16 protein-coding genes are annotated in these 24,710 nt (G+C 32.4%); 11 read left to right on the forward strand and 5 right to left on the reverse strand.

Features of this window, described 5'->3' with window-relative positions:
• Positions 1 to 4: 4 nt before the first annotated feature.
• From G600_RS0100505 to G600_RS0100535, 7 genes are all read left to right on the forward strand, one after another.
• Complete coding sequence (locus tag G600_RS0100505) at positions 5 to 3,733, forward strand: helicase domain-containing protein (protein ID WP_027430179.1); 3,729 nt, start codon at positions 5 to 7, stop codon at positions 3,731 to 3,733.
• Between the two features lie 30 nt (positions 3,734 to 3,763).
• A complete protein-coding gene (locus G600_RS0100510; protein ID WP_027430180.1) occupies positions 3,764 to 4,420 on the forward strand; it encodes a hypothetical protein in 657 nt (218 codons plus the stop codon).
• Between the two features lie 151 nt (positions 4,421 to 4,571).
• On the forward strand, positions 4,572 to 7,496 hold the full coding sequence (locus tag G600_RS0100515) for a DUF3427 domain-containing protein (protein WP_027430181.1): 2,925 nt from the start codon (positions 4,572 to 4,574) through the stop codon (positions 7,494 to 7,496).
• A 54-nt stretch (positions 7,497 to 7,550) separates the two neighbouring features.
• The gene (locus tag G600_RS0100520) at positions 7,551 to 7,958 is read left to right on the forward strand and encodes a (deoxy)nucleoside triphosphate pyrophosphohydrolase (protein ID WP_027430182.1); all 408 of its coding nucleotides are present in this window, start codon (positions 7,551 to 7,553) and stop codon (positions 7,956 to 7,958) included.
• Between the two features lie 100 nt (positions 7,959 to 8,058).
• On the forward strand, positions 8,059 to 8,874 hold the full coding sequence (locus G600_RS0100525; protein ID WP_027430183.1) for a hypothetical protein: 816 nt from the start codon (positions 8,059 to 8,061) through the stop codon (positions 8,872 to 8,874).
• A gap of 178 nt (positions 8,875 to 9,052) precedes the next feature.
• A complete protein-coding gene (locus tag G600_RS13330; protein ID WP_051195290.1) occupies positions 9,053 to 10,126 on the forward strand; it encodes a hypothetical protein in 1,074 nt (357 codons plus the stop codon).
• Between the two features lie 107 nt (positions 10,127 to 10,233).
• Positions 10,234 to 10,695: a GNAT family N-acetyltransferase gene (locus G600_RS0100535; protein ID WP_027430184.1), complete on the forward strand. Its 462-nt coding sequence runs from the start codon at positions 10,234 to 10,236 to the stop codon at positions 10,693 to 10,695.
• 673 nt (positions 10,696 to 11,368) lie between these two features.
• On the opposite strand, the gene panD is transcribed toward G600_RS0100535, so the two are convergent.
• From panD to G600_RS0100555, 4 genes are all read right to left on the reverse strand, one after another.
• Complete coding sequence (gene panD / locus G600_RS0100540; protein ID WP_027430185.1) at positions 11,369 to 11,752, reverse strand: aspartate 1-decarboxylase; 384 nt, start codon at positions 11,750 to 11,752, stop codon at positions 11,369 to 11,371.
• A gap of 166 nt (positions 11,753 to 11,918) precedes the next feature.
• Positions 11,919 to 12,758 carry a pantoate--beta-alanine ligase gene (panC, locus tag G600_RS0100545; protein ID WP_027430186.1) on the reverse strand — a complete coding sequence of 280 codons (840 nt, stop codon included), beginning with the start codon at positions 12,756 to 12,758 and terminating at the stop codon, positions 11,919 to 11,921.
• 4 nt (positions 12,759 to 12,762) lie between these two features.
• Positions 12,763 to 13,596 carry a 3-methyl-2-oxobutanoate hydroxymethyltransferase gene (gene panB, locus G600_RS0100550; RefSeq protein ID WP_027430187.1) on the reverse strand — a complete coding sequence of 278 codons (834 nt, stop codon included), beginning with the start codon at positions 13,594 to 13,596 and terminating at the stop codon, positions 12,763 to 12,765.
• A gap of 19 nt (positions 13,597 to 13,615) precedes the next feature.
• The gene (locus tag G600_RS0100555) at positions 13,616 to 14,482 is read right to left on the reverse strand and encodes a Rossmann-like and DUF2520 domain-containing protein (RefSeq protein ID WP_027430188.1); all 867 of its coding nucleotides are present in this window, start codon (positions 14,480 to 14,482) and stop codon (positions 13,616 to 13,618) included.
• A gap of 284 nt (positions 14,483 to 14,766) precedes the next feature.
• Here G600_RS0100555 and G600_RS14830 point away from each other — a divergent pair, with 284 nt between their 5' ends.
• The 4 genes from G600_RS14830 (at position 14,767) to G600_RS14835 (ending at position 23,925) form a co-directional block, all read left to right on the forward strand.
• The gene (locus tag G600_RS14830; RefSeq protein WP_051195291.1) at positions 14,767 to 19,818 is read left to right on the forward strand and encodes a hybrid sensor histidine kinase/response regulator; all 5,052 of its coding nucleotides are present in this window, start codon (positions 14,767 to 14,769) and stop codon (positions 19,816 to 19,818) included.
• 11 nt (positions 19,819 to 19,829) lie between these two features.
• Entirely contained in the window at positions 19,830 to 20,582 is a 753-nt protein-coding gene (locus G600_RS0100565; protein WP_027430189.1) for a response regulator, read from the forward strand.
• A gap of 9 nt (positions 20,583 to 20,591) precedes the next feature.
• On the forward strand, positions 20,592 to 22,718 hold the full coding sequence (locus tag G600_RS0100570) for an HD-GYP domain-containing protein (RefSeq protein WP_027430190.1): 2,127 nt from the start codon (positions 20,592 to 20,594) through the stop codon (positions 22,716 to 22,718).
• Positions 22,719 to 22,794: 76 nt separating this feature from the next.
• Entirely contained in the window at positions 22,795 to 23,925 is a 1,131-nt protein-coding gene (locus G600_RS14835) for a Gfo/Idh/MocA family protein (protein WP_051195292.1), read from the forward strand.
• 175 nt (positions 23,926 to 24,100) lie between these two features.
• Here G600_RS14835 and G600_RS0100580 read toward each other — a convergent pair whose 3' ends face one another.
• Positions 24,101 to 24,697, reverse strand: a complete 597-nt coding sequence (locus tag G600_RS0100580) for a hypothetical protein (protein WP_027430191.1) — start codon at positions 24,695 to 24,697, stop codon at positions 24,101 to 24,103.
• Positions 24,698 to 24,710: the final 13 nt, after the last annotated feature.

Consider the following 24,710-nt stretch of genomic DNA (forward strand, 5'->3'; position numbering starts at 1 on the left):
TGCTATGGGGTTAGTTTTTTTCACACAAAGGGATATAGATAATTTTGAGGTAAATAATATACCTGAAGAGTTTATTAATTATTTTAATGGGTTATCAAAAGAAAGACAGGAAGAGATAATTTTATCTCGTCCTGATTTAAGTGCTGCTTTAAATTATGCGCCACAAATTAATGAAAGTGAAATTTCTGAAGAAATAGATGTAGAAAATGATGATTCAATTTTTTCAGAAGAAGATTTTCCTGAAATTGAAAAGACTAATTTAGAAGTAAGCATTGATGAAGAACTAGAATTAGAAAATATAATTGAAAATAATCAAGAAGATTTTTCTAATAATCCATATAGTGAAATTGAAGATTTTAAAATGTATGAGGATAAAGAATTAATTCCCTTTGAAACTTTTACAATTGAAAATTCTGTTGATTATTGTTTAATTCATTCTATGAATTTAGAAAAGATTAATCTTAGATATAAAAAAGGTAAGTCTGTTTATGGAGTTGCTCCATTAGTATGTCCTAAATGCAAAAGGCTTTATTTAAAAGAAAAGGATGTAGCTATTGTAAAAGACAATATAGAAAAAATGGGATATGAGGTAAGAATATATTCCTTAGAGGAGACCAATAGATTTATAAATTTGAATCTAAAGCCAGAAGTTTTAAATCAAGATTCTATTATATATGTTGCATCAGAATGGGTAGAAGATAATCCCACATGTTCTGATGATAATACGAAACTAATGAAATTACCTTGTGAATATAAAAAGAATACTGCAAGACTTGAATTTGATGCTTATCTTTGTCCTAAGTGTAGAAAGATATTTGTAAGACGTTCTATAGCTCTAGACATTCAAGATAAGTGTCATAATTTAGGAATTACTCCACCAGAGTTAGTAGTACAAAAGCAAAGATCTTATAAGGAAGATAGAGATAATCAAAAGAACTATATTTTGAATTTTGTTGTTGAGAACGGAAAAGTAAAGAAAAGTACGGTTAAGTATTCTGAGGATGTAATTTGGCTAACTGAAAATGATATTGTTGTTGTATCAGAAGGGGCATATTGTAATCATGAATCACATTTTAATGAAGAATGCATAATTGCATTTTTTATTGTAAGAAAAGGTGATACAAAGAAGAGCTATGCTTTTGAGGCTTCATATTGTAGAGATTGTGAGAAGTTTTATATTAGTCAATTGGATTATGATGCAATCTATAATATTGGACGTCCAGATGTTTCAATAGTAGTTGATGTTTTAGATGGTAGTTATAATATCACATCTGGTGAAGTGTTTAATGAAGAAAAGAAACATTTAGAAGGTCTAGAAAATGAGCTTGAAAATCGTATAGATGATATTAAAAGTGAGAATGATTATGTAAGTCAGTATGCTACATTTTCAGGTGGCTATGATGATTCATTAACATACGCTAAATCTAATAGTAAGAGAAAGTATGAGGGTGAATTAGATTTATTATACAGTTATATGCCAAAGCCTTATAGATATAGAGTTGAGATAGAAAGTGAAGATGGCGATTCGAAAGTTTTTTATTTAGGAGCAAAAGATGTTGTATTAAATGGTGAGAAAAAAGTAATTTCATTTATGAGTCCTTTTGGTAGAGAATTGGTTAATGTGCAAACTCGTAAAGTGGAAAGAAATGGAATAGAGTATTCTATTAAACTTTCAAGAGAGTTTGATATTTATGATGCAAAATTGTATGGCTATAATAATTTGAAAAGTGATGAGGATATTATTTTTAAGAAAGGTATTACTGATCCATATTTAAGAAATGTGTTAGCAATAAGAAAGAAACAAAGAAATCTTGTGGATATTATTGCAACTATACAAGAAAATCAGAATTCTATTGTGGATGAATCTTACTTTAAAAATATTATTGTACAAGGTTGTGCAGGTTCAGGTAAAACAATGGTTTTACTTCACAGACTTTCCTCTTTAATATATAGACATCCAGAAATAGATGCTGATAAATACGTGATATTAACACCTAATGAAACTTTTAATCTGCATATTAGAGGCATAGCAGACGAATTGCAGTTAAGTGGGATTGAGAGAATGTCTATTGAACAGTATTATAAGTACTTTTTAGGAAAATATGACACTGTTTTCTTAGCAATTAAAAAAGTTGATGAGGATATGAAACAATCATCAAAATTCGTTGAATATGTATATTCAGATACATTTTTAAAGGATTTAGACAATGCATATAAAAAGGAGATAGAAAAAAGAAAAAAGAAATTTTTGGACTTACAAGAGATATCTGTCGAGTTTGGAAAAGCAGTAAAAGAGTTAAATGATGAAAATGAATTTACATATGCTTTTAATTTCAGGATGAAAGTAGAAGGATATAAAAACCTTATTGAAATTAATAAGCAAAATATTGAAGATGAGACCTTAAAACTTAGACAGGAAAATATAATTTTAAAGGCTAGGGAAGAAGCCTATCTAAAAGCTAATGAAGAATATGTAACAAGTATTCAAGAATTACCAGATAAAATTAAAAATGTAATTATTGAGAAAATAAATGAGAATCAAATAGAAGAAGAAAAGATTAATAATACAATTGCAGAATTAAACACCAAAGTTGAGAAAGAAAAAAGCGCATTTCTTAATATTGGTAGAGCAAGAAAGATACAGCGTATTCAAGAAAAAATTAATGAAAATCGTAATGAATTAAAGAAATTAGATAATGTAAAAAAACAATATGTAACAATGCTTAATTATGACTATGAATCAAAAACACTAGATGAAATATCAGCTATATGTGTTGTTATGTTAGACGCTTTAAAACTAGTTAAAGACTGTGAAAAGCTAAGTGAAAGGTTAGATAGAAGAATTAAGGAGTTGAACGCTTGTAAAACTAGAATAGAGAAAATATCAAATAAACTAGCTAATCTAAAAGAAAATGAAAAGAGCGAGGAGTTATATGAGAGAATAAATAAGCTATATAAAGAGTCTCTTGATTGGCAGGTTAAGAAAACATTTAATAACATTTTCTTAAAGGCAAGCAGAAAGTTTAGAGAAGAAAACAAAGTAGAATTAAAGGGTGGATTACATAGATATGATTTATATGTACGTTTATATCTATGTAAGAAATACTTTAATAAGACATATGGTAGTTATGAGTTTATCTCTATTGATGAAGGTCAGGACCTTGCTGTAAATGAAATTAAACTTATTATGTCAATGAACAAGAAAAAACCATATTTGAATATATATGGAGATATAAATCAATGTATATTTAAAGAAAGAGGGATAATGGATTGGTCTGAATTAAAAAACAAATATGAAGCAAATATGTTTGTGCTCAATGAAAATTATAGAAATACAAATCAAATTACTAAATTCTGTAATAAGAATTTTGATATGTCAGTACAACAAACTGGTGTTGATGGTGCAGTGGTAAGCGAACTTAATTTAAAACGATTAAAAGATACAATTAAAGCTATGTCATGTGATGATTTTAGAATAGCTATTATAGTTTCTAGAAAGCTTGATAAAAATTATGTTTTTTCAAAGAAAGATTTGAAAGAATTAAATAGAATATCAGAAGAAAGTACAGGTAAGGGTATAATATCATTTATGACAGTTGAACAAGTTAAGGGCATAGAATTTGATAAGGTCTTTGTTCTTCCAACTAAAATGTCTAAGAATGAGAAGTATATTGCTTATACAAGAGCACAATCAGAGTTAGTGATATTAGTAGATGATGAAGTTATGTATTAAAGTTATAAGAGTAATCTAAGGGGGTTAATTATGAAAAGATGTTTATTATTATCAATGGCAACTTTATTCGCTTTATCAGTTTTGGGATGTGGTAGCACTGGTAGTGAAAATAAAGAAATTGAATCAGCCGAAGTTGAAACTGCAACAGAAACAGTTGAAACAACTGCTAAAGAAACTGAATCGCAAAAAGATATAGAGAAATATGAGCTAAATAAAATTGAAGAATTTACAGATGATGCAGCTAAACAAAAATATACATTTACGTTTAAAGATTATTATTTAGATAATGAGGGATATCCTTATGAAGAATATATAGATGATTTACAGGATGTTAATAATACATTTTTTATATGTGAATATACATATTATTGCGAACCATTATATGAATACAAAGAAGAATATTTACCGCTTTATGATATGTGGTATATTTCTGACTATTTTAAAAATAATGATAAGATAAATGTAACATTGAATATTGATGGAACTGAAATAAGATGTAATGCTTTATATTTGTCGGATGATGGAATTATAACAACTCCTTTCCCAGATAAACAGCCTGAATTATTTAGAGATTATAACTTTGTTATATATACAGAAGTTGACAAAGAAATGATAGAGCAAGCTCAAAGTATAACTTTAACTCATAAATATTGGGAAGATATTCTATATACACTAACAATTAAATAAAACTTCTAGGGTGATATTAATTAATTTGATATCGCCCTATTTTATGACATTAATTGAAATTATTAATTTAGAAATAATATCACTAAAATAATCCATGTAGTATAATAGAATATAGTAATCAAGCAAAATACATAAAAGCGAGGAAAAATTAATGATTAACGAATTAAGAAAAGGCTTTGAAACTGCATATATTAACGGCTCTGCTGTTTCTAACGAAAGTTTCAGACCACAATTCGTGTCTAATAATTATAAAGAAGGTAAGAAAGTTATTGCATCTATCGAGAATGAACTTCGAGCTTGTGATAGCTTTCAAATCAGCGTTGCCTTTATAACTAGAAGTGGCATCACTCCTTTATTATCCATATTAAAGGAGCTTGAAGAGAAGAATATTCCCGGTCAGATTTTAACAACGGATTATCTTAACTTTAGTGAACCTAAGGCTCTCGAAACAATTCACCAATTAAAGAATATAGAACTTAAAATGTATCACGTACAGGACGGCAAAGAAGGATTTCACACTAAGGGATACATTTTCAAAAAAGAAGAAATATACAGAATAATCATCGGTAGTGCGAATCTTACAGGTTCGGCTCTTACTAAGAATATTGAGTGGAACACAAAACTTGTCTCGACTAAAGATGGTGAGATGACAAAGCAGATCATTGAGGAGTTTAATGCTTTGTGGAACTCGCAGGATAGCTTAAGCTTTGAGGATTTTATTGAGAATTATAAAGAAAAGTATCAAATCATAAGCAAGCAACGACAGATTGCTAAGGCTGAAGAATTGGTATCTTTGGAAAAATATAAACTTGAGCCTAATAGCATGCAAACTGGCTTTATAACTAATCTAAGAAAGATTTTAGAAAAAGATGAGGCTGATGGAAATAAAAAAACAAGGGCTTTACTTATTTCTGCAACAGGTACAGGTAAGACTTACGCTTCAGCTTTTGCCATGCGTGAGTTAGGTTTTAAGAAGGTTTTATTCTTGGTGCATCGTGAGCAGATTTTAAAGCAGGCAAGGAATTCTTATAAAAAAGTTTTGCCAAGTACGGTATCTACAGGGCTTTTGTCAGGTAATCATAAGGATTACCATGCCGATTATTTGTTTTCAACTGTTCAGACAATGAGTAGAGATGAAATTTTGAATAAATTCGACATCAATAGGTTTGATTGTATTGTGATTGATGAGACCCATAAGGCAGGTGCCCCAACTTATCAAAAAATTATGGAATATTTTAAACCACGTCTTTTTCTTGGAATGACAGCATCTCCAGAAAGAACGGATGGCTTTGATATATATAAGCTTTTTGATCATAATATTGCTTACGAGATTCGCCTTAATCAAGCCTTAGAAGAGGATTTATTATGTCCATTTCATTACTTTGGAATTTCAGATTTATCTATTGATGGAGAATTGATTGATGATAACACTGCCTTTAGTAAACTCACATCAAAGTCTAGAGTGGACCACATTTTAGAACAGGCAAATTATTATGGACATTCTGGAGAAAGGGTTAAAGGGCTTATCTTTTGTTCTAGAAATGAAGAGGCTAAACAGCTTTCTGTAGAATTTAATAGCCGAGGTTTAAACACTGTTGCACTTTCAGGTGAGAATTCAGAAGAGGAACGTGAGGCAGCAGTTGCAAGACTTGAGATGGATAATTTTGAAGAAAATGGACATAAGGCCTTAGACTACATTTTTACTGTAGATATCTTTAACGAGGGTGTTGATATTCCTGAGGTTAATCAGGTTATTATGCTTCGTCCAACACAGTCAGCGATTATTTTTGTGCAGCAATTAGGAAGAGGCTTAAGAAAAGCTGACAACAAGGAATATGTTGTTGTTCTTGATTTTATTGGAAATTATCAGAATAACTTCCTGATTCCAATTGCCCTTTCTGGAGATAGAAGCTATAACAAGGATACAATTCGTAAGTATGTAAGAGAAGGTTCAAGGGTGATTCCTGGTTGTTCAACAATACATTTTGACGAAATAACTAGAAAGCAAATTTATGAATCTATCGATAAGATGACAACAAAAAAGAAGATGCTTCAGGAGAAGTATTATCAGATGAAATATAAGCTTGGTAGGATTCCTTCTGTGTTAGATTTTTATGAACATGGTGAAGTTGATCCTATGCTTTTTATAAAATATTCTGGTTCTTATTATGAATTCGTTAAGAGCGTTGATAAGGATTATGTCATTAATCTTAATAAGGAGCAAGTGGATACAATTAGCTTTATATCTAATTTAATAGTTGATGGAAAGAGAATTCATGAGCTTTTAATGTTAAAGGCAATAATTGAAAAGGGAAATATTGAAAAGTCCGATTTTATCAAAAATCTGGAAGCCCAAAATGAAAAGTTTAAAGAAGCAGATTATGAATCAGCTTTAAGAATTATTACAGGGGAGTTTTTATCTGGTTCAGATAAGAAAAATTTTAAAGATGTTGATTTTGTTGATATGAAGACTTTCAATAAGGATTACCTAAAACGAGAAACTGCTTTTTATAATATTTTACATGATTTGTATTTTAAAAATGAGCTGGAAAATCTCATAGAATACGGCTTTAGACGATATGAGGATATTTATAAGAATCATGATGATAACAATTTAGTTCTCTATGAAAAATATTCCAGAAAAGATGTATGTCGTCTTATGAACTGGGATAAGGATGAGAGTTCAACTATGTATGGATATAGAATTAAGCATAATACTTGCCCTATTTTTATAACTTATGAGAAAAAAGATGATATCTCAGAAAGTACAAAATACGAGGATCAATTTATTAATCAACGTATATTTAGTTGGATGACAAGAAGTAGGGTGACTCTTGAAAAGGATGAAGCACAGAGTATAATCAACTATAAAGATAATAATCTTAAAATTTGTCTCTTTATTAAGAAGAGTGATGGCGAGGGTTCAGACTTTTATTATATGGGAAATGTAAAGCCAATTGATTGGCAACAAAAGACCATTAAGAATGACAAAGGTCAAGATTTGCCTATAGTGAATTTCTTGTTTAGCCTTGATAGAGAGGTTCGTGAGGATATATATGAATATTTGATTAGCTAATTAGCTTTGAATAAAAAGGACAGAATAAAATTAACTATAAAAACGGGAGGACATATGAAAACAATACGAGTTGTGGCAGCAGTCATAAAGGATAAAAACGCTAACGGTGATCCAATCATTTTTGCAACTCAAAGAGGTTACGGCGATTTAAAGGGCGGCTGGGAATTTCCTGGCGGTAAGATTGAGGAGGGTGAGACTCCTAAGGAAGCCCTTCGTAGAGAAATTATGGAAGAATTGGACACTAAGATTAAGGTGGGCGATTTAATCGATACAATCGAATACGACTACCCAACTTTCCATCTTTCAATGGATTGTTTCTGGTCTGAGATCGAAGAGGGAGACTTAGTTCTTAAGGAACATGAAGCCGCAAAGTGGCTAACTAGTAAGCATTTAGATGAGGTTGCATGGCTACCTGCTGATGTAACACTTATTGAAAAAATAAGACATGAATTAACAGCTTAAAAACATATTTTTTATTGTGACTTTGATTAATGAAATCGTATATAAACTAAGTTCATTAATCTTATAGTTAATAAAAAATTAAGAGAGGGGACATTTACTTATGAGAAACAAAAAAATTACAGGACTATTATTATGTGGAGCGTTAATAACTCTAGCAGCTTGTGGAAAAAATGACGCTAAAAGGGATGATAAGGTGGATAATTCATCTACTAATGTAAGTGTTGAAAGTACAGCCTCCGTAGAGGATGCAAAGACAAGCCAATCTAATGAGTCTGAAACTAAAGAGAAGGAATTAAATTCAGCATATAAGAAAATAGTGGATGATACATATACTTTTATTTCTGAATTTGATGGCTCGCAAACGATATCTGATGGACAAAATGGAATTGCTGAAATTGTAGGGAATGAAAGAGCCTATGGTAAAAGCGTTGATGACATAAAATCAGAAATTGGTTATATACTAGTTGATATTAATTCAGATGGTGTAGATGAATTGATTTTTGCAGAAAAGAATGATCTTCAGGAAAATAGTAGGATTCTTGCTATATATACATTAAAGAATAATAAAGCTGTTTTATTAGCTGATGGGGGAATTAGAGATTCTTATTATCTATTAAATGACAATACGATTTTTAATACAGGGTCAGGTGGAGCATCCTATACAATTTGGGGCTTATATGAGATTAATAGTAGTAATGATGCCTTAGAAGCAACGGACTTTTACTTTACAGAATACAATGATGCTAAGAATGACTGGTATTGGTATCACAATACCACAGGGGAATATGATAAAGATGCAAGTGAATGTCTATCCCTTGCTAGTGATAAAAATTCTCCAATCCAACAGAAGAATGAGGAGTGCTTTAATAAGGCTAAGAAGTTGGAATTGAAGTATTTTGATTGCTATAGTAAGTAGATTAGAAAAAGTGATATTGATATAAGCAGTAAAAAGTACTAATGATTATATATAATCATTAGTGCTTTTTTGTTATACATATTTATGAGGTGATAGTTATTCTAGATTGAAAAATAATAAATGTAATATATAATAAAGATTACATATTGGCGATATATAGTCAGATTAAGGAGGTTATATGTATTCTGTTACAAGTAAGATCGAATTAATAAGTCAACCAAGAGGTGGATATGCTAATATTAAAGATTTTGATGTTATAAAATTAGAAGATAATAAAGAATTGGCAATAAAAGAAAGTATAGCACCACAAACTGTCGGATTAGTTGTGGATTATATGACTCGTTTTATGATGGGGGCTAAGGCAGAAGATGCTTTTAAGATTTCGTTATTAGGAGCTAAAAATGCAGAAAAAAGTGAGATGCTAAAAGATGTGTTAATAGATCTAGATGTAGATTATGGCATAATTAAATTAGCTATAAGTTTTGTAAAAAGCATAAAGGGATTAGATGATAAATCAATAAATTATGCATGTATGTTAGCAACTTTTGATTCTTATTATAGAACATCTTTAAGTATTGCAGAAAGGTCTACTCAGTTTTTTGAAATTGAATTAGATAAGGATACTATAAATAATATTAGAATAATGGTTGAAAGAAGTATTAGTTTTTATAATACATATGGACCAGTAGTAAAAGACGGATTTACATTTGAACCTCAGTGGTATTTAGATTTATCTGACAAAGATAAAGAAGATCTTAAAAATCAATTAGTTTATAGAGTTATGAAAGAAGGAGAATTTGGAGGATATACACTTGAAGTTAGTTCTGGTGATGGCGATTTTTTAACAAATGATACTTTATGGGATTTTAAGGTTTCAAAATACAAGCCTAAGGCAAAAAATACAATGCAATTATTAATGTATTGGATAATGGGACAGCATTCCGGACAAGAAATATATAAAAATATTACGAAAATTGGCTTATACAATCCAAGATTAAATGTGATCTATAGATTGGATATAAATAAAATCCCTACAGAAGTAATAAAATCAATTGAGAGAAATATATTATGTTATCCTGAATGTCGAATAAAGGGAAAATATATATTTGATGGATTTTGTGAATGTAATAGTTCATATTATGGTTTTAAAACTGGATATGAAGATAGAAATGGATTTTGGGAAGTTTGTTGTAAATGTAATAAACGTGTTGAAAATAGTTACGAAGAGTACAAGTTTAAATCTAAAAATTAATATTTTAAATATTTTTTTATTGCAGATTTTACAGTTCGTTTAATCACTTGTTCTTTCCCTTAAATTTATGTTACGCTAATCACGTTAACAACAAGGAGGAAGAAGAAATGATTAGAAGAGCGCAATCTAAAGATTTAGAGACAATTCTAGATTTACTTTTACAAGTAAATTTAGTTCATCACAAGGGAAGACCAGATATCTTTAACGTAGGAACTAAGTATACTAAAGAACAGTTAGAGGAATTAATAAAGAACGATTTAAATCCTATTTTTGTTGCAGAGGAAGAAGGAAAGGTATTAGGTTATGCTTTCTGTCAGACACAGCAGCATATTGGAGATAACATATTAACTGATATAAAGTCTCTTTATGTTGATGATTTATGCGTAGATGAGAAGGCAAGAGGAAAGCATGTTGGAACAAAGCTTATCGACTATGTTAAGAGCTTTGCCAAGGATAATGGATACTACAATGTAACTCTAAATGTTTGGGCTTGTAATGAAAGCGCAATGAAGTTTTATGAGAAGAATGGATTTGAGTGCTTAAAGCTAGGCATGGAAATGAAGTTGTAAAGTTTAAGGGAGTTGCCAGTATGAACTGGCAACTCCCTTTCTGCATCACAGGGGGCTGTTCAAACTGGCAACTCCCTTTCTTGGGAATTTCTGAGGTTTTCTTGAAAATTCCGGCGACTTTTTGAGGAATTTCAGCCTTGCCTACAGGCAACAGCCAAGAAATCTAATTTTGATGGTATGAAGCTAACTAAATTAATTTAATATCGTACAGGTAAAGCTTAAGAATTCCTTTTTTGCTTGTATGCCTTGATTTGGCATAGCCTTCCCTGATTAAGCAAGTTACAGGCAATTCCCAGAAATTTATCATCTACCGGTATTGTAAGTTTTAAGGCAAGTAGGAGATTACCGGTAAAAACCAAGAAATCAAATATTACCTGCAACTTGTTGCAAACATTTAACTAGCTTCATACAGGTAATTATAAGAATTCTTCTGTGTGCCTGTATCAACTGTTGAATATCCGGATTTTTTCCCAAATCCTGTAATTTCACATACCATCAAAACACGGGAAAGTTCATCTTACCCGCAAAATCTCAGAATTCCAGTATGAAACCAAGTCCCAAAAGGCACCAAAGTCCCGTGCTATACCAAAATTAAACCCCAAAGTGCACCAAAGTCCCAGGCTATACCAAAACCAAACTCCCAAAGGGCGCCAAAGTTCCGGGAAAGTCCAACTTACCCCAACTCTCCATGCTTCTCGTAATTAGTCACACGAGTAGCCTTATTCTTCTCATCCACAAATACTACCTTTGGCTTATGTTCCTTAGCTTCTTCAGCGCTATAGCTTGCATAGCACATAATGATTACGTTATCGCCAACCGATACCTGTCTTGCTGCTGCCCCGTTAAGGCAAATCATGCCTGAACCTGGCTCGCCAGCAATAGTGTAAGTTTCAAATCTGTTTCCGTTTTGTACATCAACGATTTGTACCATTTCATATTCTAAGATTCCAGCAGCTTCAAGAAGCTCGCTATCAATAGTGATACTTCCAACGTAGTTTAATTCTGCTTGTGTAACTACAGCACGATGAATCTTTCCCTTTAGCATTGTTAAATTCATAAATTACTCCTTAATGTAACCGTTTTTACTATATTTCTATATTATCGCAGCTCGAAGCTTATCGTGGTTCAAAGCTTATCGCAGGTCAATGCTTATTGCTGCCATCGACCAAGCCATAAAAGTCGTTCACGTTCATGGCAGCAAAAGCCGTCAATCTGCTTTTTTTCTAAGCAAAGAAATTATCAATAAGTCTTGTCTTGCCAATATAAACTGCAATAGCGCAAAGGACTTCTCCTGTGATTTGTTTTACTGGCTGAAGTTCCTTAGTATCAACTATCTCTACATAGTCGATTTTAGCAAGAGGCTCGCTATTAATAATATCTGTAATAGCTTTCTTAATCTTGTCTGCGTCAAGCTCTCCTGATAAAAGAAGAGACTTTCCAGAAGTTAAAGCTTTGTTAAGAATAAGAGCTGCCTTTCTTTCCTCAGGATTTAAGTAAGTGTTTCTTGAACTCTTAGCAAGTCCATCATCTTCACGAATAATAGGGCAACCAATGATTTCGATGTTGTAGTTTAAGTCACGAACCATGCGCTTTACGATACAAAGCTGCTGTGCATCCTTTTGTCCAAAGTAAGCTCTGTTAGCTTCTGAAATGTTGAAAAGTTTAGTAACAACTGTGCACACACCGTTAAAGTGAATAGGACGAGTTTTACCGCAAAGATTTTCTGATAATACGTCTACTCCTACGTGAGAGTGGAAGCCATCAAGATACATTTCTTCTGGGCTTGGATTAAAGATTAAGTCAACTCCAAGACCTTCGCATAATTTACAGTCTGCAGCAAAATCTCTAGGATAGCTTTCTAAATCTTCGCCAACACCAAACTGAATAGGATTAACAAAATCACTTACTATAACAATGTCATTGTCCTCTCTAGCCTTCTTAATAAGACTTGCATGTCCTTCATGAAGATAACCCATTGTAGGAACAAGACCAATAGATAGACCTTGCTTTTTCCATTCTCTTACATGCTCTTTAACTTCTTTAACTGTCTTTGTAATTATCATTTTCCTAATTCTCCTCGATTTCCTTTAATATTTCCTCGTCTATTGCAAATGTATGCTCTTCACTAGGATATACTCCTGCCTTTACTTCCTCGTCATATTTAATAAAGGCATTCTTCATTTCCTCACCAACATTAGCAAAGTGCTTAACAAACTTAGGCTTAAGTCCATCAAACATATTTAACATATCCTGGTAAACTAAAACCTGACCGTCACAGCCAGCCCCAGCACCGATTCCAATAGTTGGAATGTGAAGCTTTTTAGATACAATGCTTGCAAGCTTTGCAGGTACACACTCTAAGACAACCATGAAAGCACCGGCCTTTTCTACTGCAAGGGCATCCTCAATTAACTGTTTTGCCTGATTAAGATTTTTTCCCTGTACCTTAAAGCCACCAAAGCTATTAATAGACTGTGGTGTAAGACCAATGTGGGCACAAACTGGAATATCTGCCTTAGTAATGGCCTCGATTTGCTCGCAAACCTTAGCACCACCTTCAAGCTTTACAGCCTGTGCATGACCTTCCTTAACTAAACGACCTGCGTTTAAAACTGCATCATAAATTGATGTCTGATAAGAAAGGAAAGGCATATCTGCTATTAAAAATGTATTGTCTAAGCCACGTGATACTGCTCTTGTATGATGTATCATGTCCTCCATAGTTACTGAAAGAGTATCCTTATAACCAAGAATTGTCATGCCAAGGGAATCTCCAATTAAAATGCAGTCGATACCGGCTTTTTCCATAATGCATGCTGTTGTGTAATCATAGCAGGTAAGCATACTAATTTTTCTTCCCTCTTGTTTAGCCTTAGCTAGGCTTGTTACTGTTCTTTTCATTTAAAGCTCCTTTATCTAGTTATTTATCTAAAAGCGAATTCATAATTGAATAATCTCTATCCGGATGTTTCTTACTTGCAATTAAAACTAATTGCTTTGAGAGGGCCTTGTAAGCCTCTTTATAGCTATCCTTTTGGGAAAGGCAGTCAAGGTGGGATGTTACTGTCTTATAATCATTTCTTTCAATAGGGCCAGTTAATGCATTTTCACAACCCTTATTAATTATGCTAGAAAGATTACTCTCTAAAATGTTAGATAAAGCCTGGTTGGCATTCTCCCTTGAAAAGCCACAATCAAGTAAAAGATTAGTTGCCATATCCACAAGGCCTATCATTAAGTTAGAGGCAAACACAGCGCTAGTGTGGTATTTAACCTTGTCCTTAGAATCGATGAACTGATAGCTGTTATGACAAGACTTAATGAGTTCCTCGATAATTTCCTTTTTTTCAAGTCCTAAAGGATTAGTAAGATTTCCTTCAATTGTAAAAAACGCTTTGGATAAATCCTGGTATGATGTGTATTTATCTGATATTGCCAGGAATGGATGAATCGAAAAAGTAAAGGCTCCTTTAGCCTCTAGTTCCGATAAGATTTCGTGATTAAAAGCTCCACTACAGTGACAAAAAATCTTTCCAGCAACAGGGTATTGGGAGATTTCTTGGGAGACAGTAGCTAATGCACTATCTGGCACTGTAAGGAAAATAATATCACTTTCACCTACAAGATTTTTAATGTTAGTAAATTGCTTAGAGTCCGTAAACTCTGCTGCCTTTAATGATGATGATAAGTTTTGACTATAATAGCCGGATAAAAAATGCTGGTTAAGTTTGAGATATTTTCCGAGAGAAAAACCAACTTTACCAGCACCAATAAAACCTATATTCATATAATCACCGCCTTTCGTACCCTTGCCTAAAAAGCTCATAGATTAGGTCTTGCATAGGATCAAAATTAAAGTGATATTTACTTATAATCAAAATAAAAATTTATCGGTACAGCTTCTTTCGAATACCATCCAATAGCAGACTATAGCACGAGTATGTGGGAGAGTCAATTATTGTTCATAATTTTAAGCAAACTGTATATCTTCTCATATATATCATTAGATGAAAAACAATACTAATTATGTTATAATATTTGTAACTGTAACGTGAACAAAGTGAGGAGAAAATGGATAAATACAAATTTCATGTGAATAAGTATAGTGTTTCCATGATTATAATTGGAATTATACTTAATTGTATGGGTAGAATTATAGCCACTAATCTATATTTGCCATTTTATATGGATGCTTATGGCACTTATTTAGTGAGTATAGTCTTAGGTCCTCTTGCCGGGGCATTGGCTGGTTTGGCTATGAATTTAATATTTGCAATAGGAAATCTCAGTGACTTATTATATGCCATTGTAAGTGTTGCTGGGGGAATTGTTGTGGGTAAAATGTTATACGATAGGGATAAGTCTAATTATCTTTTTACAGTAGTTGTAACTGGTTTGGCAGCTAGTTTTACAACCGTTCTTTTCTCCACACCTATAAATATGTACTTAAAAGACGGCATGACCGGTAATATCTGGGGAGATGCCTTGGTTGAAATGACTTCTTTTAGAATTAATGTTAAGGTGATTTGTTGTATTTTAGGTGAATCTATTGTCAATCTTCCAGATAAGTTAATCACTTTAATGTTTATGGTCACTGCAGTAGAGGCCTTTAAAAAAGAAGGAATTGTGCTAAATTTAGGACAGGATGAAGAATTTTTAGAGCAGAATAGTAAACGTAAGGCAGAGATAAGACATAAATATGAAGTAAAAAGATACGAAAGAGCTTTAAAGAAGAATAATTTAAAGAAGAATAAGAAAAAGTTAATAATAATCCTTATAATTCCACTATTGGCTTCCTATATGGCGGTGGGCTCTAACTTTGCAAAAAAAGTAGTTACTGCAAACTTAGTTGATAGCATAACTATAGATGCAGGAAGTTCTAGTACAGCGGTTAAGAATAATATTAATACTAATATAAATGTTAATTATACTGGCATGTGTTATGGTATTGAAAATGGCTTAAATACAGCGCAAATCAATGATATAGCACAAACTGGAGACGGCTATATTTATGTAGGAACTTATTCTGGCTTATATAGATATGATGGAATAAACTATTCCCTTTATGATTTAGATGATCGAATTTCTAATGTAAAAAAACTAATGATAGATAATCTAGATAGGCTTTGGATAGCAACTAATGATAGCGGTTTAGCTTATTATAATTACGAAAAAGATGAACTTAGATTTTTTACTACTGATGAGGGCTTATGTTCAGATTCCATAAGAGACATGTGTGATGATGGCAATGGACATTTATATGTGGCAACCGCCTCTTATTTAACAAAGATAAGTCTTGTATATAACAAGGAAAAAGTAACTAATTCTACAGATGATACATTTGTAATTACCAATATGGACAAAATCGAAGAGACTAGCTATGCGGATAGTATTTGCTCTTTTGGATCTGAAAAAATTTGCGGAGTCAATAAGGATGGAGAAGTCTTTGTTCTTGATTCCGATAATTTAGTGAGCCTATATTCTTCATCAAATCCAGAATATACATACATTTCTATTGAATATTCCTCTAATGAAAATTGCTTCTATATAGGCACTAGTTCTAATATTATTGAAAAGGCAAGGTTTGTAAATAACCAATTTACAACCTTTGAGTACATTAGTACAGGGGATTTAACTAATATCAATTACATAAACTATAGCACTGCCTTTGAAGGCTGCTTTATTAGTGCAGAAAATGGAATCGGCTACTTATCAGAAAGCAGTGTCTTTGAGGATTTATCTAGATCTGATTTTAATCATTCTGTAAGAGGAATGATAGTAGATAAACAAAATAATATTTGGTTTGCTTCTGCTACACAAGGAGTTTTAAAGTTATCTCTAAATCCTTTTGTAGATGTTTGCTCCTCAAAGGATGTAAGTACAGGTACGGTTAATTGTTGTTATGTAGATGGTAAATCTATTTATTTAGCTACAGATACTGGAATTATTACAGTGGATTCTAATGGAAATGTTATTGAAAACGAGAAGTTTGATATTTTTGATGGCATTAGGGTTAGACACATTTTAAAAGATAGTCATAAGACTTTGTGGGTAAGCTGTAATGGTGATTTAGGTCTTATAGCCATAAAGGATGATGGAAGCGTTATAAATTATAATTCAGAGGATTCTGGTGTTTTAGGTGAATATTTTAGATTTACTATGGAGCTATCTGATGGGAGAATCCTAGCGGCTTCTGATTTAGGTATTAGTTTTATAGAAGATGGAAGAGTTGTAAAAACCCTTGGAAGTGAAGATGGAATTGAAGTTACCAAAATTCTTTCTGCCTTTGAGGAGGTTACAGGAGATGAGGTTACAGGAGAGCAAGAATCTCGAATTTATATTGGAACAGATGGAGCGGGGGTCTATGAAATTAGAGAGGATACAATAGTTAATCACATTAGTAGGGAGGATGGACTTGCCTCTCAGATTATATTAAAGATAGTGGATTGCTATGATGGTCGTTTATATGTTACAAGTAATGACATTTATTATCACAAGAATACAGGGGAGATTAGAAGATTGAATAATTTCCCATATTCGAATAATTATGACATTTACATAGACAAGAATAGAAATGCTTATGTTAGTTCTAGCTGTGGTATGTTTGTAGTTAATGAACAGGATTTATTAGCTAATGAAGAGACTTACACCTATACCCTGCTAGATTATAAACGAGGTCTTGATACAAGTCTTGTTGCTAATTCCTTTAATTATATAAAAAACAACAAATTATATATTTGCTGTAATGATGGAGCTAGGGTTTTAAATTTAGACAGTTATGGAGATTTAGATACACATTTTACCATAACCATAAGTAAACTTAGCCAAGGAGACAATGAGGTTAGATTAGTTAATGGCGTTTACAGTATTCCAGCGGGAGTAGGGCAGATTTCTATTACCCCTTGTATATTAAATTACACAGTTTCTGATCCTTTAGTTTATGTTGAATTAGAGGGCATTGATGATAGTGGTGCTTATTATAGACAATCATCCATGGAAACCCTTAATTATGGATTTATTCCTTATGGATTACATAAACTAAGAATTAGGGTGGTTAGTGATTCCCTTGAAACTAGTTATAAAGAGGCGGTTTTCTTGCTTTATAAAAATGCTAAATTATATGAACGTTTCTATTATAAGGTTTACTTAAGTGTTAATACCTTGATGTTAGTTGCTATTCTTGCCTGGATTCTTTCAAAGATGGGCAATATGGCAGTTATTAATAGACAATATAATCAGATTCGTGAGGCTAAGGAAGAGGCGGAGCATGCTAATCAGACTAAATCTAGATTCTTAGCTCAGATGTCTCATGAAATAAGAACTCCAATTAATGCTATTTTGGGAATGGATGAAATGATTTTAAGAGAAAGTAATGAGGCAGATATTAGGGCTTATGCAGCGGATATTAACACTGCAAGTAATACCTTGTTATCCCTAATCAATGATATTCTAGATTCTTCTAAAATCGATTCTGGAAAAATGGAAATAGCGCCTATAGAATATGAACTTTCTAGTCTTATTTATGAACTTGTCAATATGATAAGCTGGAAGGCTCAGGCTAAGGATTTAAGCTTTACTGTAGAGGCAGATCCTAATCTTCCAAAGAAATTATATGGAGATGATGTAAGAATTAGACAAGTAATAACTAATATATTAACTAATGCCGTTAAGTATACAGATACTGGCGGAGTTTGGTTAAGAGTTAGCGGTAAGAATTTAGGGGATAAGTTAATACTTCACGTTGAGGTTGAAGATACTGGTATTGGTATTGAAGAGGAAAATATATCTAAGCTTTTTGTGGAATTTGAAAGACTAGACATGGGTAGAAACAGAAACGTAGAGGGCACAGGGCTTGGTATGAATATCACAATAAAGCTACTAGAGTTAATGGGCTCAAAGCTAGAGGTTAAAAGTATTTATGGCAAGGGTTCTAAATTCTTCTTTGACCTAGAACAGCCAATTGTAGATCACGATCCTATGGGAGATATTAATAAAACTAGAGTTATTGATAAGAAGGAGAGTACAGATAAGTTCTTTGTTGCTGAAAATGCCAGTGTTTTAGTGGTAGATGATAATGCCATGAATAGAAAGGTATTTAAGAGCTTACTTAAGAAAACCAAGATTCAAATTAGTGAGGCTTCTAGCGGTAAGGAATCAATTACAATGGCAAAGGCTTCAGATTATGACATTATTTTTATGGATCATATGATGCCAGGCATGGATGGAATCGAGGCAAAAAATCATATAAGAGAGCTTCCTAATTGTCAGAAGACTCCTATATTTGCCTTAACAGCTAATGCCATGGCAGGAGCTAAGGAAGAGTACTTATCCTTGGGCTTTGATGGTTTTTTATCTAAGCCTATTAGTATTGATAAATTACTAAAGACCTTAGAGGAATATTTGCCAAAGGATACTATTCATTATCTAACAGAAGAGGAACAAGAAGAAGAGGATATTATTCCAAGGGATAATCTTTCAGAGGAAATGCCAGCGGTGGAGGGACTTGATTGGGATTATGCCTATTTACATTTGCCAGAAAAAGAGATGCTTATGGAATCTATTGATTCCTTTTATGAGTTAATAGAAACTCAGGCTAAAAAGCTAGAGGACTTTTTTGATAGGCTCTTGTTAGCAGAGACTACAAGCACTCAGACAGAAAAGACAGACATCAATTTAAATGCCTTTACAGATTATAGGATACAGGTTCATGCTATGAAGAGCGCCGCCGCCATTATTGGTATTGTGCCACTTTCAGGTATGGCTAAGATTCTAGAGTTTGCAGCAAAGGATGGCAAGTTAAGCATAATTAAAGGTATGCATAAGATTTTCATAGAAGAATGGCTTTCTTATAGGGATAAGTTATCTTTAGTGGCAAACATTAATGAGCTGACAGGGGAACTAAAAAAAGGAGATTTAGCCATGCTTAATACTATGCTTGATATGTTAAATCAGGCTATGGAAAGTCTTGATATAGATACAGCAGATGAAATTATGTCTAAGGTTAAAAATTTTAGTTTTGGGGATGAAGTGGATGCTTTAATGCCAAAGTTGATGGTGGCAGTTAAAGATCTTGATGAGGACGCAGTACAAGAGATTGCAAAGGAAATGAAAAGCTTCTTGTAGAAAGGACATTTATGAAGAAAATTTTATTTATTTCAAAGACCAATAATGATTCTAAAAAGTTAAACGATTACCTTCAAAAATATTTTAGGATACAGTTATGCCTAGATAATTTTTCTAGCGTGGAGTCCATGCTTACGTTAGTTGAGCCAGATTTTATAATTTGCCTGCTTCAAGATATGACAGATGATGATATAAGAAAACTAGGAGTAATACCAAAGAATTATCCCCGAATCCCGCTGATGACAGTAGGCTCTGAAGAGAAAATTAAAAGCTATGAACACATTTGCAAAAACATGCAAAACTATAGGTTTGAAAGAGAAGTTGATGGAGAGCTAATACTTAGAAGTATTTGTAACATTTTAAAAATCAAGGTAGAAAATGTGCTAAAAGCAGGTACAGATGAAAAAAAGGAGGTATTAATCGTAGATGATGATGCCATGACTCTTCGTTCTATTAAAAAAATGCTAGACGATTACTATTCTGTATCTATTGCTAATTCAGGTATGAAGGCTATGACCTCAATTGGAAAAAAGAGACCAGATTTAATTCTCTTAGATTATGAAATGCCGGTATGCGATGGTAAACAAACTCTTGAAATGATTAAGGCGGATGATGATATTAAGGATATTCCAGTAGTTTTTTTAACAGGTGTTAATGATAGAGAACACATAGAGGCGGTTTTAAAGCTTTTGCCTAGTGGTTATTTATTAAAGCCAGTAAGTCAGACAAAGCTAGTATCTACTATAAAAAACATTATTGGATAGGAGTTTAGTATGGAGAAAAGGGGCAAAAGAAATAAATATTGGGAACAGGTAAAAATACCTGTGGTTATGATTCTGGTTGCTATTTTCATTAATTTGGGTGGAAAGCTAGTGGCTCTAAATCTTAATATTCCGCTGTATTTAGATACAGCGGGAACGATTCTTTGTGCCCTTTTATGCGGATATCTTCCAAGTATTTTTGTGGCTCTAGTTACAAACTTTATCTCTATGGTAATGAATGAAAAATCTATATATTATGATGCAATTAATATCTTAATTGCTCTTTCTACTGTGTTTATAACTAGATCCGGAATGAAAAAAAGCATTAAAAGTCACATGGTATTAATTGCTACGTATACTTTCTTAGGGGGTATTTGTGGTGGACTTATCAGCATTTTCCTAAATAATATGTCAGTTAACGTTTACAATAGCTTTATTATTAATTATTTCCAGAGCAAGGGCATGCCTTTTGAAACAGGTTGGTATATTTCAAATCTTTTTTATGAGCTTATTGATAAGACCATTTCTTTTTCTATAGTGTTACTAATATTTAATTTAGTGCCTCAAAGACTTTATTATAAATTTGCTTTATGTCTGTGGCTTCAAAGACCGATGCCATTACAACCTATTATCGATTACGAGAAGACTAAGATGTTTAAGTCTACTATTAGAAAAAAAACTGTATCAGTAATTATCTTATTCTCTACCTTTATAGCTATTGTTTCTGTATTTATTTATATGACTTTGTTTGAGGGCTATTTAGTTAATAATAATACAGAATTAGCAATTAATACTAGTAAAGTTGCTTCACTTTTAATAGATGGAGATAAGGTAGAGGACTATCTTGATAGTATTTCAAAGGATAACGATTATTATCGTACAGAGGAGGATTTAATTAGTCTTATTGATAATACTAGTAATTGCAAATATATTTATGTATATCAGTTCAAATCCGATGGCTGTCATGTAGTTTTTGATTTAGATAGTCAGACAGAAACCACTCAAACTCTAGGCTCAGTTGTTACCTTTGACCCGAATTTTTTACCAAATATCAATGACTTTTTAAATGGTGATGAGATTGAGCCCGTATTATCTAAGGTAAGTGGGAACTACACTATTACAGCTTATAGTCCAATTTATGATTCTAATGGAAAATGTGTTAGCTACGTAGCAGTAGACATAGTACTTGAAAATTATCCAAAACAAATCATGATTTACTTTAGTAGGTATTTAAGCGTGTTCATTGGAATTGTTATATTCTTTATTAGTTTTGGTATATGGATTTCAAATTATAATATTGTCATTCCTATTGACTCTATGACCTTAAGACTTAATTCCTTTGAATATAAGGATGAATATGACAGACAACAAAATGTGGAGAAGTTTAAGAAACTAGACATTAAAACTGGGGATGAAATTCAGGGCTTATATGAAAACATTCTTTCTCTTGCTAAGGAAAATGCTAAGTATTCTATGGAAAATAAAATGAAAATGGAAAATATTGAGCTAGCTAAAGAAAACATGGCTATCATATTGACTACCATTATAAAGTATCGTAATTATTCTTCCGTGGAAAGAGTTGAAACAAGAAAGAGATATGTGGAAATCGTACTTAATAAAATGCTAGAATTAGGTTACTATAAGGATATTTTAAATAAGAGTCTTGTTAATGATATTGTTATATGTTCTCCTTACTTTAATATAGGTAAAATCGGGATTCCAGAGGATATCTTATCTAAGGAGGGAAATTTAAGCCAGTTAGAAGAAGAGTTTATAAAAACTCATACAGTAATTGGCTATAATATTATGTCAGAGATTATGGAAAAATTACCAGATGCCAGCTTTTTGGCAGAGGCTAAAAATATTACTCATTATCATCATGAAAACTGGGATGGTAGTGGCTATCCAGATGGTTTAAAGGCAGAAAAGATTCCTATTTCTGCTAGAGTTATGGCAGTAGCAATTTATTATGATAAGTTAATTATTGGACATGAATCAGAGGATTTAGAATTCCATAAGGCTTTTTTTGAATTAAATAGACAGGCTTCACATATGTTTGATCCTTTAGTTGTAGATGCTTTTATTCAGGCTAAGGAGGATATAATTCAAGTATCAAAGGAAAGCGTAGATAAAACATAATGCTCTTCTTTTGCATATTTTGATGTGTTAGAATGAAGTTTGAAAGAATAGTAGAAATCCTTAAGGAGGACTTTTTTTGAAAAATATAATTATTGTGGGTTCTGGTTGGAGAGCATTTTTTTACTACAGAGTAATTAAGGCTTTGCCAGAGAAGTTTAATTTTCTTGCAATGCTTACAAGGTCAGAAGAGACAGCGAGCAGACTATCAAAGGAGCATGGCATTAAGGTTACAACTTCTAAAGAGGAGTGTATAAAGCTTTCTCCTGATTTAGTAGTGGTTGCAAGCTCTAAATCAAATATTGTAGAAACCGCTATGGAGTGGGCAGGACTAGGCTTTGAGGTATTAATGGAGACACCAGCTGGAATTAATGAAGAGCAGTTTAGTGCCTTAATAGATTTTCCTTTTAAGGATAAGATTCAGGTAGCGGAGCAGTATCATAGATATCCAAGATTTCAGGCTATGAAAAAACTATTAGATAGACATATAATCGGGGATTTAATCGATATGTATTTCTCTTTTTGTCACGATTATCATGGAGTTAGCATGATCAGATTTTTTATGGGAGATTTAAAAAATGTAAAAATAATTTCTTCTGTTAGCTACCCTTTTAAGATGCTAGAAACAGGAGCAAGAGCAGGCATAACCTACGCAGGTGACTTAAAGGAATATAAAAGAAACATCACTATTCTAGAACTTGAAAAAAATCGACATGTAATCTACGACTTTAGTGGTGTTCAATATCACACAGAAATTAAGTCATCTAGAGTAAGTATTCAGGGTAATTTAGGTGAAATGCTAGATGATAGATTCTCTTATGCAAGGGAAATTGCTAAGGGAGAGAAGCTAGATTCTAAGGATGTAGATTCTAAGGAGTTAGATTCTAAGGAGTTAGATTCTAAGAAGGTAAAATATAGCTTAAGCTCATCTATTTCTTCAGGTGCAATTGGTAAGGATAGTCTTTATGACTATAGCCCAGAGGGAAAACATAAATTTTCCTATGAAAGCGATAATCTAGTCTATCATTATGATGACAATAAGGATTTAGTTTCCATTAGTTTTAAGGGAGAAGAGCTTTGGACTAACGATTATTTATCTTGTGGTTTTAATAATGATGAAATTGGAATCGCAGATTTCTTATCTGGCAAGGCAAAATATAGCGTGGACCAGGCAGTAGAAGATGCAAGACTTGCAAATGAATTTGCATAATCAAAGTGATGCGCATCCTCGCGGAGCGTTTAACTCAGTTGGGGTACAGCTCCGACTGAGTTAAAAAAAGGGTCAGGTTAAAAGAAATTCCAAATTGGAAGTCTAATAACTTGACCCATTAATTTTTGGTTATTATTAAGTTTTATTTTTAAAAAATAATTTTTTATTTATCAATCTATGCAACTCCAGTAGTGCTAGCCTCTGTTTCTTCAGTACTATCCTCTTCCTTAATGCTTGAAGCACTGACGCTTAAGATGATAGCTTCTGGGTTTGTGTGTACTGTAAGTTTAGGATTCTTGCAAATATCAAGATCCTTAACCTTAAGGACTTCACCGAACTTAAGCTTTGAAGCATCAATTGTGATCTTATCTACTAAATCAGCAGGTAGAGCACTGTAAGAAACTTCTGTTAAATCTTCCTGAAGTACGCCAGATTGTACTTTATCTCTGTTTTCAATAACTATTTCTGCTACGGACTTAACAACTTCGTCCTTTAAAAGTTCCTGTAATGAAATCTCATTAATTACACCCTTGAAAGGATCGTAGTCGATAGATTTAATTAGAGCAAGGTGCTTCTCACCATCAATATCAAGTGTTACTTTAGAACCCTTGTTATTAGTTCTTAAGAATTTAGCTAACTCTAATTTATCCACTTTAAATAAAAGTGAGTCTTTTATCTCTTTTCCAAAAAGGCTTCCTACTACAAAACCTTCACGTCTAAGCTTTTTAGCTTTGTCGGCGATATCTCTGCGTTGTGTTTTTAAAGTATCCATTTGTCTTTTACCT

Origin of the sequence: Lachnospira multipara ATCC 19207 (genome assembly GCF_000424105.1) — a bacterium.
Lineage (GTDB): Bacteria > Bacillota > Clostridia > Lachnospirales > Lachnospiraceae > Lachnospira > Lachnospira multipara.